The sequence below is a fragment of the Bordetella holmesii genome (assembly GCF_020735985.1).
GTDB lineage: Bacteria > Pseudomonadota > Gammaproteobacteria > Burkholderiales > Burkholderiaceae_B > Bordetella > Bordetella holmesii.
Genome location: NZ_CP085973.1, coordinates 2964937 through 2978111, shown reverse-complemented (window position 1 = coordinate 2978111; position 13175 = coordinate 2964937). Strand labels below are relative to the sequence as shown.

General features: G+C 63.6%; 13 protein-coding genes and 3 pseudogenes. 12 read left to right on the top strand and 4 right to left on the bottom strand.

The annotated features are described in order from the left end of the window. Window positions 1-33 precede the first annotated feature (33 nt). From LK440_RS14270 to LK440_RS14260, 3 genes are all read left to right on the top strand, one after another. A complete protein-coding gene (locus tag LK440_RS14270) occupies window positions 34-774 on the top strand; it encodes an amino acid ABC transporter ATP-binding protein (protein ID WP_005018305.1) in 741 nt (246 codons plus the stop codon). Between the two features lie 114 nt (window positions 775-888). Then, window positions 889-1902: a Bug family tripartite tricarboxylate transporter substrate binding protein gene (locus LK440_RS14265; protein WP_005018306.1), complete on the top strand. Its 1014-nt coding sequence runs from the start codon at window positions 889-891 to the stop codon at window positions 1900-1902. Between the two features lie 22 nt (window positions 1903-1924). Then, entirely contained in the window at window positions 1925-2335 is a 411-nt protein-coding gene (locus LK440_RS14260; protein WP_005018307.1) for a CopD family protein, read from the top strand. Between the two features lie 6 nt (window positions 2336-2341). Here LK440_RS14260 and LK440_RS14255 read toward each other — a convergent pair. Further along, window positions 2342-2803: pseudogene (locus LK440_RS14255) on the bottom strand (FGGY-family carbohydrate kinase); the annotation flags it as partial. A gap of 105 nt (window positions 2804-2908) precedes the next feature. Here LK440_RS14255 and LK440_RS14250 point away from each other — a divergent pair. Continuing rightward, window positions 2909-3859: an IS481-like element IS481 family transposase gene (locus LK440_RS14250; RefSeq protein ID WP_005012067.1), complete on the top strand. Its 951-nt coding sequence runs from the start codon at window positions 2909-2911 to the stop codon at window positions 3857-3859. A 2-nt stretch (window positions 3860-3861) separates the two neighbouring features. Here LK440_RS14250 and LK440_RS14245 read toward each other — a convergent pair. Together LK440_RS14245 and LK440_RS14240 are read right to left on the bottom strand one after the other, a co-directional pair. Next, window positions 3862-4755, bottom strand: a pseudogene (locus LK440_RS14245) (FGGY family carbohydrate kinase); the annotation flags it as partial. Continuing rightward, a complete protein-coding gene (locus LK440_RS14240) occupies window positions 4742-6196 on the bottom strand; it encodes a DHA2 family efflux MFS transporter permease subunit (protein WP_005018315.1) in 1455 nt (484 codons plus the stop codon). The pseudogene LK440_RS14245 and the gene LK440_RS14240, both read right to left, overlap by 14 nt. A gap of 109 nt (window positions 6197-6305) precedes the next feature. Between LK440_RS14240 and LK440_RS14235 the strand changes: the two genes are divergently transcribed. From LK440_RS14235 to LK440_RS14220, 4 genes and pseudogenes are all read left to right on the top strand, one after another. Next, window positions 6306-6494 (top strand): DUF3460 family protein, encoded by a 189-nt coding sequence (locus tag LK440_RS14235; RefSeq protein WP_005018317.1) that lies wholly within the window; start codon window positions 6306-6308, stop codon window positions 6492-6494. Window positions 6495-6516: 22 nt separating this feature from the next. Next, window positions 6517-7404 carry a segregation and condensation protein A gene (locus LK440_RS14230; protein ID WP_005018318.1) on the top strand — a complete coding sequence of 296 codons (888 nt, stop codon included), beginning with the start codon at window positions 6517-6519 and terminating at the stop codon, window positions 7402-7404. Between the two features lie 15 nt (window positions 7405-7419). Beyond that, window positions 7420-8262 carry a pantoate--beta-alanine ligase gene (gene panC / locus LK440_RS14225; protein WP_005018322.1) on the top strand — a complete coding sequence of 281 codons (843 nt, stop codon included), beginning with the start codon at window positions 7420-7422 and terminating at the stop codon, window positions 8260-8262. A 97-nt stretch (window positions 8263-8359) separates the two neighbouring features. Beyond that, window positions 8360-8449 (top strand): annotated as a pseudogene (locus tag LK440_RS14220) (hypothetical protein); the annotation flags it as partial. 159 nt (window positions 8450-8608) lie between these two features. Here LK440_RS14220 and LK440_RS14215 read toward each other — a convergent pair. Further along, a complete protein-coding gene (locus tag LK440_RS14215; RefSeq protein ID WP_005018328.1) occupies window positions 8609-9349 on the bottom strand; it encodes a copper resistance protein NlpE N-terminal domain-containing protein in 741 nt (246 codons plus the stop codon). A gap of 197 nt (window positions 9350-9546) precedes the next feature. On the opposite strand from LK440_RS14215, the gene LK440_RS14210 reads away from it, so the two are divergent. The 4 genes from LK440_RS14210 (at window position 9547) to LK440_RS14195 (ending at window position 13174) form a co-directional block, all read left to right on the top strand. After that, entirely contained in the window at window positions 9547-10293 is a 747-nt protein-coding gene (locus tag LK440_RS14210) for a prepilin peptidase (RefSeq protein ID WP_005018331.1), read from the top strand. An 11-nt stretch (window positions 10294-10304) separates the two neighbouring features. Further along, window positions 10305-10946 carry a dephospho-CoA kinase gene (gene coaE, locus LK440_RS14205; protein WP_005018340.1) on the top strand — a complete coding sequence of 214 codons (642 nt, stop codon included), beginning with the start codon at window positions 10305-10307 and terminating at the stop codon, window positions 10944-10946. 45 nt (window positions 10947-10991) lie between these two features. After that, a complete protein-coding gene (gene zapD, locus LK440_RS14200) occupies window positions 10992-11744 on the top strand; it encodes a cell division protein ZapD (protein ID WP_005020397.1) in 753 nt (250 codons plus the stop codon). Window positions 11745-11920: 176 nt separating this feature from the next. Next, a complete protein-coding gene (locus tag LK440_RS14195) occupies window positions 11921-13174 on the top strand; it encodes an MdtA/MuxA family multidrug efflux RND transporter periplasmic adaptor subunit (protein ID WP_005018350.1) in 1254 nt (417 codons plus the stop codon). Window position 13175 lies beyond the last annotated feature (1 nt).

Genomic DNA, 13175 nt, shown 5'->3' with positions numbered 1-13175 from the left:
GCGCTGGCCGGTCACTTTTTCGGGAGTACAGGCATGTCCAATGCCATCATCCGCCTGCAGGACGTCAACAAGTGGTACGGCCAGTTCCACGTCCTGCGCAACATCAATCTGGACGTGGCATCCGGCGAGCGTATCGTGATCTGTGGCCCTTCGGGTTCGGGCAAGTCGACCATGATCCGCTGCATCAACCGCCTCGAAGAACATCAGCAGGGCAAGATCATCGTCGACGGTACGGAGCTGACCAACGACCTCAAGCAGATCGAAACCATCCGCAAGGATGTCGGAATGGTGTTTCAGCACTTCAACCTGTTTCCGCATCTGACGGTGCTGGAGAACCTGACGCTGGGGCCGGTCTGGGTGCTTAAGAAATCACGCGCCGAGGCCGAGGCCACGGCCATGCAGTATCTCGAACGGGTGCGAATCCCTGACCAGGCGCACAAATTTCCTGGCCAGCTTTCTGGCGGGCAGCAGCAACGGGTAGCGATTGCGCGTTCGCTGTGCATGAGCCCGAAGATCATGTTGTTCGATGAGCCGACATCGGCGCTGGACCCTGAAATGGTCAAGGAGGTGCTCGATGTCATGGTCAGCCTGGCCCAGGAAAGCGGCATGACCATGCTGTGTGTGACCCATGAAATGGGCTTTGCGCGCAAGGTGGCCAATCGGGTCATCTTCATGGACCGCGGCGAGATCATCGAAGAAAACACGCCCGACGAGTTCTTCGACCACCCCAAAAACGAGCGCACCCAGCTTTTCCTCAGCCAGATCCTTCATTGACGCGTCGCGCGGCCGGAGTCGGCCGTGCGCATGCTCTCCCGGACGGGATGGCTGCGTTATGCTACGGGCCAAACGCAACGTACGCATATAAAACATCCCTGTCCGGAGACTTTCATGACCCGTTCCCTCGTGTCCACCTCGCGCCGAGCGCTGCTCGGTGGCGTCCTCGCCCTGACTGCAGGCCTGTCGCTGCTCGCACCGGCTGCGGCACAGACCGATTTCCCGAATAAACCCCTGCGTTTCATCGTTCCTTATCCGCCCGGCGGCCCGCTCGACACTATGGCTCGCCTGCTGGCCGAAAAGGTGCGCGACTCCCTGGGCCAGCCCGTCATCGTCGAGAACAAGGCGAGCGCGGGGGGCAATATCGGCGCAGATCTGGTGGCCAAGGCCGCGCCCGATGGCTATACCCTGGTGATGGGGGCCGTAGCCACGCACGCCATCAATCCCTTCCTGTTTGCCAACCTGCCCTACGATCCGGTCAAGGACTTCGCGCCCATCACCATCGTGGCGTCGGTGCCCAATGTGCTGGTCATGAACGTCGACTTCGCGCAGAAGAACAACATCAACAACGTGGCTGATCTGGTCGCTTACGCCAAGAAGAATCCTGGTCGTCTGAACTACGGCTCGGGCGGCAATGGCAGTGCGGGCCATTTGTCCGGTGAGCTGCTCAAGGCGCGCGCCGGTATCGCCGCCGAGCATATCCCTTACCAGGGCGCCGCGCCGGCCCAACTGGCCTTGCTATCCGGTCAATCGGACTTCATGTTCGACAATCTGGCCGCCTCGGCTCCGCTCATCAAGGATGGCAAAGTCAAGGCGCTGGCAGTGACGACGGCCAAGCGCTCCTCGTTGCTGCCGGATGTGCCGACGGTGGAAGAGTCGGGCGTGAAGGGGTTTGACCTGGGCACCTGGTTTGGCGTGTTCGTGCCAGGCGCCACGCCGGCTCCTGTCGTTGCCAAACTCAACAAGGCCTACACCGATGCGCTCAATCGTCCCGAGGTGCGTCAGCGTCTGCTGACCATGGGTTCGGAGCAGGCGCCGATGAGTGCGGAAGACTTTGCCGCTTTCGTCAAGGCCGAAAAGGACAAGTACGGCGAGATCGTCAGTATCTCGGGTGCCAGCCTGAACTGATCCATCAGGCTTGGAGCAGACGATGGAGTTGTATTCCGTCATCAAGATCGTGCATGTGCTGGCGATTACCGTCTGGGTCCTGGGCTTGCTCTGGCTATCGTCGGTCACGGGCTTTTCGGCCGCTTCGGCGGCCAGCCTGCGCCGGATGGCGCGCTGGAATCATCGGCTGGTGCTGCCGGCCATGGCGCTGACCTGGTGCTGTGGCCTGGTCATGGGCGGCATGGTGGGCTGGTTTGGCCAGTTGTGGCTGGACGTGAAAGTGGCTCTGGTGGTCCTGCTGACCTTGCTGCAACTGTGGCAGACCCGGGTGTTGACCCGCATGCTCGACAAGCAGGAGTATCGCGCGCCGGAGTGGATGAGTCTGGCGGGTGCCACGGTCTTTCTGCTGACTGCGCTGGCGATCACGCTGGCCGTGGCCAAGCCATTTTTCTGAGGTGCATCAGGCCGGCAGCGTCCAATGCTTGGACAACTCGACGGCCTGACGCCAGCGCTGCATGCGCGCCAGGCGGACATCGGCTGGCCAGCGCGGCTCGAAGCGGCGTTCGGCCTGCCACTGGGCGGCGAATTCTTGCTGATCGCTCCAGAAACCGACCGCCAGCCCGGCCAGGCCGGCTGCGCCTCGGGCGGTGGATTCGGCAATACGGGGGCGCACCACCGGCACGCCCAGCAGATCGGCCTGCATCTGCATCAGCAGATCGTTGCGCGCCGCGCCTCCATCGACCCGCAATTCCGAGGCGCCCAGTCCGGCAAAGGCTGGCACCATGAAGACGTCATCCGTATCGGCCACACTCGCGGCCAGAGGCTCGATGTCTTCGGCATGCTGGATGATGCCCAGCCCGTCGCGCAGCCATTGCACCGCTGCGCCGGCGACAAAGACGCTTCCCTCGAGCATGTAGGTGCTGCGCTAGCTGTGAAGATTCAATAGGTTGTATGCATGGTTCATCCGAACCGGATTTGAGAAACTGGAAATCGCCAACCCCCCAGTTCACTCAAGGAGCCCGGCCGGATGAACACCCATAAGCATGCCCGATTGACCTTCCTACGTCGACTCGAAATGGTCCAGCAATTGATCGCCCATCAAGTTTGTGTGCCTGAAGCGGCCCGCGCCTATGGGGTCACCGCGCCGACTGTGCGCAAATGGCTGGGCCGCTTCCTGGCTCAGGGCCAGGCGGGCTTGGCCGATGCGTCCTCGCGCCCGACGGTCTCGCCCCGAGCGATTGCGCCGGCCAAGGCGCTGGCTATCGTGGAGCTGCGCCGCAAGCGGCTGACCCAAGCGCGCATCGCCCAGGCGCTGGGCGTGTCAGCCAGCACCGTCAGCCGCGTCCTGGCCCGCGCCGGTCTGTCGCACCTGGCCGACCTGGAGCCGGCCGAGCCGGTGGTGCGCTACGAGCATCAGGCCCCCGGCGATCTGCTGCACATCGACATCAAGAAGCTGGGACGTATCCAGCGCCCTGGCCACCGGGTCACGGGCAACCGACGCGATACCGTTGAGGGGGCCGGCTGGGACTTCGTCTTCGTGGCCATCGATGACCACGCCCGCGTGGCCTTCACCGACATCCACCCCGACGAGCGCTTCCCCAGCGCCGTCCAGTTCCTCAAGGACGCAGTGGCCTACTACCAGCGCCTGGGCGTGACCATCCAGCGCTTGCTCACCGACAATGGCTCGGCCTTTCGCAGCCGCGCCTTCGCCGCGCTGTGCCATGAGCTGGGCATCAAGCACCGCTTTACCCGACCTTACCGCCCACAGACCAATGGCAAGGCCGAACGCTTCATCCAGTCGGCCTTGCGTGAGTGGGCTTACGCTCACACCTACCAGAACTCCCAACACCGAGCCGATGCCATGAAATCCTGGCTACACCACTACAACTGGCATCGACCCCACCAAGGCATCGGGCGCGCTGTACCCATCTCCAGACTCAACCTGGACGAATACAACCTATTGACAGTTCACAGCTAGCGGTCGCCATCGGGCAGGCCCCAACCGACGGTGGACAACAGATGGTTGTGCGAAGCCACGGGTTTGTCGCCCACATTCATGAGCATGAAACACCCTGTGCCGTAGGTGTTTTTGGCCATGCCTGGCGCAAAGCATCCCTGGCCGAAGGTGGCCGCCTGTTGATCGCCCGCTACGCCGGCAATCGGGATGGGGCCCCCCAGCCACTGGGGGTGCGCCTGGCCGATGACGGCGCTGCTGGGCGCGACCTGGGGCAATACGGACGGCGGGATGTTCAACAAGGCCAGGATGTCTTCGTTCCAGGCCTGCGTGTGCAGATCAAAGAGCATGGTGCGCGAGGCATTGCTGGGATCGGTGCTGTGAACCGCGCCGTGGGTCAGTTGCCAGATCAACCAGGTGTCCACGGTGCCGAAAGCCAGCTCGCCGCGTTCGGCCGCCTGACGCGCACCCGGCACATGGTCGAGCAGCCAGGCCAGCTTGGTACCGGAAAAATACGCATCCACGACAAGTCCCGTGCGCGATTGCAGCCAGTCGGCGTGGCCGTCGCGGCGCAGGTGCTCGCACAGGGGTGCGGTACGGCGGTCCTGCCAGACGATGGCGCGCGCCAGGGGGCGCCCGGTGCTGCGCTCCCAAAGCAGCGTGGTTTCACGCTGATTGGTAATACCGATGGCTGCCAGGTCGGCGGCGCTCACGCCGGCATTGCGGATGGCTTCACGCGCGACTTCGAGCTGGCTGCTCCAGATCTCCAGGGCATCGTGCTCTACCCAGCCCGGGCGTGGATAGTATTGGCGAAACTCCCGCTGGCCGACGCCGCGCACGGCGCCTTTGCGGTCGAAAACGATCGCTCGCGAGCTGGTGGTGCCCTGGTCCAGCGCAAGCACATAATCACTCGTCGTCACGTTGCACCTTGTTCCGGTTGAGTTGCGCGCCGGCGTCAGGTGCCAGGCGGCGGAAGGACAATGTGGAAAGCGCGCACAGCACGCCTATGGTGACGAAAGCCACGATGACGTCCGGCACGGCCAGGTGGTCGTCGCCGCGCACGCGCATGCTCAGATTCAACGTGATGGCGGCCACGCCCACTCCCAGGCTGATGCCGAGTTGCTGCGCCATGGCTGAGAAACTGCTGGCGCGGCTCATTTTTTCGGCCGGGATGTCGGCATAGGACAGGGTGTTGACGCCGGTGAATTGCAGCGAACGGAAAAATCCGCCGATCAGCAAAATGAGGATCATCAGCCAGACCGGCGTTTGCGGCGTGAAAAGCGCGCAGCACATGATGAACAGGCCGGTCAGCACGGCGTTGATGGTCAGCACGCGGCGGAAACCGAAGTGCTGCACGATGGGGGTGGCGACGAACTTCATCAGCAATGCGCCAGCCGCGCTCGCGAAGGTGATCATGCCCGCCTCAAAGGGCGAGAGGCCGAAACCCACCTGCAGCAGCATCGCCAGTAGAAACGGCACCGCACCCACGGCGAAACGGCACAGGTTTCCGCCCAGCGTGGAAATGGCAAAGGTCGGGATGCGCAACAGCGTCAGATCCAGGATGGGATACGCCACGCGCCTGGCGTGCCACAGGTAGAGCACGCCGCAAGCCAGGCCGCCGATCAGCAGCAGCGCCAGCATGGCCGGGCTGAGCAGGCCATGGCCGAGGGCTTCGAAGCCGCTGACCAAACCGGCCAGGCAGACCGAGCTCAGGATAAAGCCGATGCCGTCGAGCCGAGGCGTGTCATCCATGCGGATCTCTTCGACAAAGTGCAACACCAGGTAGATGCCGATGATACCGATGGGCACATTGATCAGGAAAATCCAATGCCAGGACATGTAGGTGACCATGAAGCCGCCCAGCGGCGGCCCGATGACCGGCCCCAGCAACGCGGGAATGGACAGAAAGGACATGGCCTTGAGCAGGTCCTGCTTGGGCACGGTACGCAACAGAATGACCCGCCCCACCGGCACCATCATGGCCCCAGCCAGACCTTGCACCACGCGGGCGACAACCAGTTGAGCGAGGTTTTGCGAGAGTGCGCAGGCGACCGAACTGAGGGCGAACAGCGCGATTGCACTGACAAAAACCCGGCGTGCGCCGAATCGGTCGGCGGCCCAGCCGCTGATGGGCACGAAGACGGCCACCGCCAGCAGATAGGAGGTAATGGCCACGTTCAGCCGTACGGGGGTCGAGCCCAGCGCCGCCGCCATGGCCGGAAGGGCAGTGGCCACGACGGTGGAGTCCAGCATCTGCATGAACAGCGCGCAGCCGACGATAAAGGGGATCATGCGTGCCGCGCGGGCGGCCTTGGGATCGGTCAGGGAAGACGAAGCGGCTGAGGCGGGTTCGGCGGGCATGGGAGACGGGTGGCAATGTGCCGGACGATTGTACCGCCGGCGACGCAGGCGGCCCGGTCTGGCTACAGTACACTATGTACTATTCCGTAAACTATCTGCTTGCTCCGCCATGGCCAAGAATTACGAATCCGAAATCACCAAGTTCCTGAAAGACTACAAGGCCAGCCACCCCGGCACCGAAGAGGGGCAGCGTGAAGGCCGTGCCCGGCTCTGGGATAAGCCGCAGGACACCGAACTGCTCGAAGGCTTCCGCTCGGCCCGTGTGCCGCAGAAGCCGTACGTGTATCAGGCCGACTGAGGCTGGCCGGCAGCGGGCCCGAATGGCGCAAAATACGATGATCCCGGGCGAGGATCTGCAGGCTCTGGTTCAGCCGCCTGTCGACAGCACGCCCGATACCGTCGATAGCGTGGCTTTTGCCCGCCTCTACGGCGAGCCGTTGTTTCAGCTGCCGACCGATCTGTACATTCCGCCCGACGCGCTGGAGATTTTTCTCGAGGCGTTCGAGGGACCGCTGGATCTGCTGCTCTACCTGATCCGCAAGCAAAACTTCAATGTGCTGGACATCCCCATGGCGGATGTCACGCGGCAGTATCTGTCTTATGTAGACCAGATCCGCACGCACAATCTCGAATTGGCCGCCGAGTACCTGCTGATGGCGGCCATGCTGATCGAGATCAAGTCGCGCATGTTGCTGCCCGTCAAAAAGAGCGACACCGGTGAAGAGCCCGAGGATCCACGCGCCGAACTCGTGCGCCGCCTGCTCGAGTATGAGCAGATGAAGCTGGCCGCGCAGCGGCTGGACGCCTTGCCGCAACTGGGCCGCGATTTCCAGCGCGCCCAGGGCGTGGCCGACATCAGCGTCGAGCGCGCCCTGCCGGAGGTCAGTCTCGACGATCTGCGCAGCGCCTGGGCCGACATCATCAAGCGCGCCCGCTTGAACCAGCATCACCACATCACCCGCGAGCAGCTCTCGGTGCGCGATCACATGACGCACATCCTGCGCCGCCTCAACGATGTGCGCTTCATCGAGTTCACGGACCTCTTTCTGGAGCGCATCACCGAAGGGGCTCCGGTGGCGGTGGTGGTGGTGCATTTCATCGCCATGCTGGAACTCGCGCGCGAGTCCTTGCTGGATATCACTCAGGCCGAACCCTACGCGCCTATCTACGTGCGCCTGGCTTATACCAGCGCGACCGCCGCAGCCTAGACTCCGGAGAGTTTCTTGAAAGTCGTCCATACCATCGAGGACATGCGCGATCATTTGCGCGGTCAAAATCGTATTGCGTTCGTGCCCACCATGGGCAATCTGCATGAGGGCCATCTGGCGCTCATGAAGCTGGCTCGCCAGCACGGCGATCCCGTCGTGGCCAGTATTTTCGTCAACCGCCTGCAGTTTGGCCCGAACGAGGATTTCGATCGTTATCCGCGCACCCTGCAGGCCGATGTCGAGAAGATGGAGCGCGACCGCGACGTGTATATGGTGTTCGCGCCAGACGAGCGCGAAATGTATCCCGAGCCGCAGAGCTACCGGGTCCAACCGCCCGATGATCTGGGCGACATCCTCGAAGGGGAGTTTCGGCCGGGGTTTTTCCAGGGCGTATGCACGGTCGTGCTCAAGCTGCTGTCCTGCGTGCAGCCGCGTGTGGCGGTATTCGGCAAAAAAGACTATCAGCAGCTCATGATCGTGCGCGCCATGTGCCGCCAGTTTCAGTTGCCGGTGGAAATTCTGGCGCATGAAACCGTGCGCGCTGCCGATGGCCTGGCGCTGTCCTCGCGCAATCGTTATCTGTCGGCCCAAGAGCGCGCCGAGGCACCGCGCCTGTATGCGGTGCTGGGTGCACTGCGCCAACGTGTGCTCGATGGCGCGAGCGACCTCGCAACACTGGAGCAGGAGGCCGTGACGCAGTTGTCTGCGCATGGCTGGAACGTCGATTATGTGTCTTTGCGCCGGCAGCGCGACCTGAAGGCGCCCGGCGCCGAGGATTTCCGCCTGCGCGAGCCCCTGGTGGTACTGGCCGCCGCCAAGCTGGGTGCGACGCGGTTGATCGACAATCTCGAAATCTAGCGCTGTCGCAAAACCGCTCGGGCCTCGGAACAATCAGATGGCCCGGGCCGGGCACTGCTGACACACTGCCTGCAACGCTGGATTGCAGGTGGTTGTCATGCGAGCTGATTTTTCTGCCGAGTGTTCTTCAACGCCCGCACTCACTCCGCGTGAGCGCGAGGTTCTGGCCTATCTGGCGCGCGGCCAGGCAAACAAGGTCATCGCCATCGAACTGGGCATCTCGATGCGCACCGGGCGCGTATCTTCCGTAAGCTCGGGGTGCGTAATGTGCTGGAGCTGGTGTGCCACCTCTGCCCCTACCGGCCGGCGCTGGCTGAGCCCGCGCCGGCGTGCTTCAGGCTGGGGCTTATTGTCCGCAGTGCGGCGCCGGCTGTTTGTCCAGCTCGGACACCGGATTCAGATCCGGCTGACGGGTCAGGGTGTAGTTGAGGTTGGGCATATGGCCGTTGACGGCGCGCACCCGCAGCGTATTGTTGGCCGGGACTGTGAAGTCCGCACGGACGTTGCCGTTGGCTTCCATCAGCAGCACACGCGGCGGGCGCTCGTGCAGGGCACTCCAGCAACCTTGTTCGAAGGCCGGTTTGCCAGCGTTGGGGTGGCCATTGAGGTAGGAGATGCGAGCGCGCCACTGGCCGGAGGGGGCCAGCGTCAGCGTCACCAGTTGCGCGGTGCAGTTCATGTCGGCATGCAGGCAGGGCAGCGTGCCTTGATACGTCTGAGCCTGAGGGATGAGCTCACGCGCGGCGGTCGAGGCCGTGGCTGGCGCGGCCGCGTCGGCACTTTCTGCGCCGTCGTAGCTGGGTGCCGTTACCCCTTGCTCGTTGCTGGCCGTGGCTTGTTGCACGGCCTGCTGGCGACCCGGCTGGCGCGGTTTGAGCTCGATCTGCAATTGAGACGGGGCGTTGAAGACCGTGCGATAGTTGGCGGCCTGGGCCTGAGCCTGGGCGTCCGTGACCGTGCTGGCGGCCGGCGGGTTGTAGTAGCCCTCGGTGCGCTGTTGCGCGCAACCGGCCATGAGTGCCGCAGCCAGCAGCGTGCTGGCCAGGGTAAGGGGGCGGAGTCGGGAGGCAAGCGTGAGGGCTGACATGGCAGCGTGTCCGGAGTTTGTTGGTCTGTCCTGATTTTACGCAGGATTGCCGTGATTCGATACGGTGCACTGCCCGGCATGGAGCTTTGACGGCGTTTTACGACGCCTGCGTGTACGTCAGAGTACATTTCGGTTCGATACACTGGCGGATCACGTTTGTCGCTTTCTGTCTCTGATACGTCCATAAGGCTGCCCGCATGTCACTTCCCGCCGTTTATCTCCTGGCTGCCTTGGCGGGCTTGGCGCTGGGCGGGTGCGCGACCGTGGTCAGCCACTATCTGCCCTTGCACCTGCGGCGTGCCTGGCGAGGCCGGTCTGAGCAGCTGAGCCTGCCCCTGCGGGCGCGCCGTCGTCTGTGGCCGGTGATAGGCTGGTACCTGGCGTCGCGCGCGGCAACGCGGCAGACCGCGGCCTGGCGCACCCCGTGGCCCGAATTGCTCTTGGCGGCGCTGTTCATGGCGTGCATCTGGCGCTTCGGACCGGGTTGGCTGGCGGCAAGCGCGATGGGGTATTGCCTGGCTCTGGTGCTGATGGCCTGGGTCGATAGCCGCAGCTATATCCTGCCCGATATCCTCACACTGCCCCTGCTTTGGGCGGGGTTGCTGGTCAACCTTGACGGGGTGTTGACGCCGCTGCCGCACGCGGTGCTGGGCGCTGTCGTCGGTTATGGTGTGCTGTGGATTTTCTATCATGTGTTCAAGTGGTTCACGGGCCGCGAGGGCATGGGGTTTGGCGACTTCAAACTCACCGCCGCGCTGGGAGCGTGGCTGGGCGTGGGCGAGTTGGCGCCGCTGTTGCTGCTGGCGGCCGTCGCTGGCCTGGTCGTCGGTGTGGCCGGCAGGCTACGCGGCGGGCCCGACAGGCCCCAGCCGTTCGCGCCTTTTCTGGCCTTGGCTGGCATCATGGCCTTGATGTGGCCGCCCCACTGGAACGGGTTCTTTTGAACGGAAACGGGATGCTCAAGATCGGTTTGACCGGTGGTATAGGATCAGGCAAGACGCGAGTGGCCGATATGCTGGGTCAATGGGGGGCATGTGTGATCGACACCGACGCCATCGCTCACGCCCTGACGCAGGCCGGCGGCCTGGCCATGCCAGCCATCTTGCAGGAGTTCGGCCCGCCATCGGCCCGACCCGACGGCGCCATGGATCGCGATTGGATGCGCGCACGGGTCTTTCGCGACCCCTCGTCGCGGGCACGTCTCGAAGCCATTCTGCATCCCCTGATTGGCCCGCAGACGCAGGCCGCGGCCGATGACGCCCAGGGCAGTTATCTGGTGTTCGTGGTGCCGCTGCTGGTCGAGTCCGGACGCTGGCGCCAGCGGATTGATCGTATATGTGTGGTTGATTGCGATCCCGACACTCAGATTGCTCGGGTTCAGCAGCGCAGTGGGCTGACGGAGTCCGACATCCGGCGTATCATGGCAGCACAGGCCGCGCGATCCACACGGCTGGAGGCCGCCGATGATGTCATCAATAACGATGGCTCCACCACGGCAGAAGCCTTGCTCGCGCGGACAAGACGTCTGCACGAGCGTTATCTGGATTTGGCGCGCATGCAGGACCGGCCCGGACAGACCGCCGCCGGCAATCCTTGACCAACCTCGGCCTTGCGGCCGATACAAGACGGGCCTGTAGCCAGCGTGATTCTGTACGAATACCCCTTCAACGAACGCATCCGGGCCTATCTGCGGCTGGAGTACCTTTTCGACCGTCTGGCTTTCTTTGCGCGTGAAGGCGATGCGCGTCAGCACCAGGTCGCGGTCACCTCGCTGTTCGACATTCTGGATGCTTGCGAGCGTACGGACATGAAAGGCGCGGTGCTGCAGGATCTTGAGCGCCAGCGCATGGCCCTCAATGGCCTGCGGGATCATCCCAGCGTCGATCAGGATGCGCTGGAGGCCATGCTGCGGGAGATCGACAGTGTGTTCGGGGCGTTGTCCGTGGTTGGCAAGACAGGGCAAGGGCTGCGCGAGAACGAATGGTTGGCCAGCCTGCGCGGCCGGCTGGCCGTGCCCGGTGGCGCTACGCAGGTCGACATGCCTTCTTACTACGCCTGGCAGAACAAAGCCGAAGCCGTACGCCTGGCGGATCTGCAAGGCTGGATGCAGCCTTTTCAGCCCTTGCAAGAGGGGCTGAGCCTGGCCTTGCGTCTGTTGCGCGAGGCCGGCCGGCGCAGCGATGCCCTGGCCGAGCAGGGTGCCTATCAGCAGATGCTGGGGGGCAAGACCTTCCAGTTGCTGCGGGTCTGGGTCGATCCGCAGACCGGCTGCTTCCCGGAAATCAGCGCCAATAAATACATGGTCTGGATACGCTTTTCCACCCAGGATGGCGATCTCAAACCGCAGCAGCTGGGTCGGGACGTCGACTTCAAAATGTCGTTGTGCTCAGCCTGAGCGGGCGCTGCCAATTGGTTTGTCCCCAATAAGTAGGGGCTCCCTATTTTCCCCGGGTCGAAGATGTTGCGCGAGATTTCAGATGCCCGCTGCCACACTGCCTTTTCTCGCGGGTCTGAGGGAGAATAGCCGCTCCCGTCCCTTCTTCTTTATTTCTCGCATCCTGGGCCCGTCCTATGCATGAATCTTCCCTCCCCGCCTCGCACCGTCGCCGCTGGATCGGCATTGCGCTGGTCGTCATCGTATTGGCTGCGGTGGCATGGGTGGTGCTCAAACCGGCCAAGCAGGCCAATCGGATGGGCAGGCCCGGCGGTCCGGGGCCCGGCGGTGCAGCCGGAATGATGAACATGGCCATTCCGGTCAAGGTGGCCGAGGCACGTTCGCAGGACATCGATATCGTGTTGCGCGCGCTGGGTACGGTGACGGCCTACAACACCGTTACGGTCAAGCCGCAGGTCAGCGGCGAGCTGGTCAAGGTCGCCTTCACCGAAGGGCAGATGGTCAAGGCCGGAGATCTGCTGGCCCAGGTCGATCCGCGTCCCTTCGAGGTCGCGCTGGCTCAGGCACAGGGCCAGCAGCAGCAGAACCTGGCGCAACTCGAAAACGCCAAGCGCGATCTGCAACGCTACCAGACCTTGTTCAAGCAGGACTCCATCGCACGGCAGCAACTCGATACGCAGGCCGCGCTGGTGCGTCAATATGAAGGCTCGGTCAAAAGCGATCAGGCTGCCGTGGACAGCGCCAAATTGAATCTGGCTTATTCGCGTATCACGGCTCCAATAAGCGGCAGGCTGGGTCTGCGCCAGGTGGATCAGGGCAATCTGGTGTCCAGCAGCGATACCAACGGCCTGGTCGTCATCACGCAGACGCAACCGATTTCTGTCGTGTTCACCCTGCCCGAGACGCAGTTGCAGCAGGTGCTCGAGCAGGTCCGGGCAGGCAAGACCCTGCCGGTCCAGGCATATGACCGTGCGGATACCCGCCGCATCGCCTCCGGGGTGCTCGAAACCATCGACAACCAGATCGATGTTTCCACGGGTACGGTCAAACTCAAGGCGCGTTTCGACAACGCGGATCAGACGCTGTTTCCGAATCAGTTCGTCAACGTGCATCTGCTGGTCGAGACGCGCAGCGGCGTGACCGCCCTTCCCACGGCCGCCGTGCAGCAAGGGTCGGTGGGCTCTTTTGTATTTCAGGTGCTTGCCGACGATACGGTGGCCGTCAAGCCGTTGAAGCTCGGCGCGATCAATGCCGGGTGGGTAGCCGTCAATGAAGGGCTGGCGCCAGGGGATCGAGTGGTGACCGAGGGCACCGACCGGCTGCGCGCCGGCTCCAAGGTCCAGATCAACACGCCGTCGCCCAATCGTGCGCCTGCTGCCGCGGGCCAACCCCAAGCGGCGCAGGCCGGCCGCCCTCACGCCGCCAGGTAAC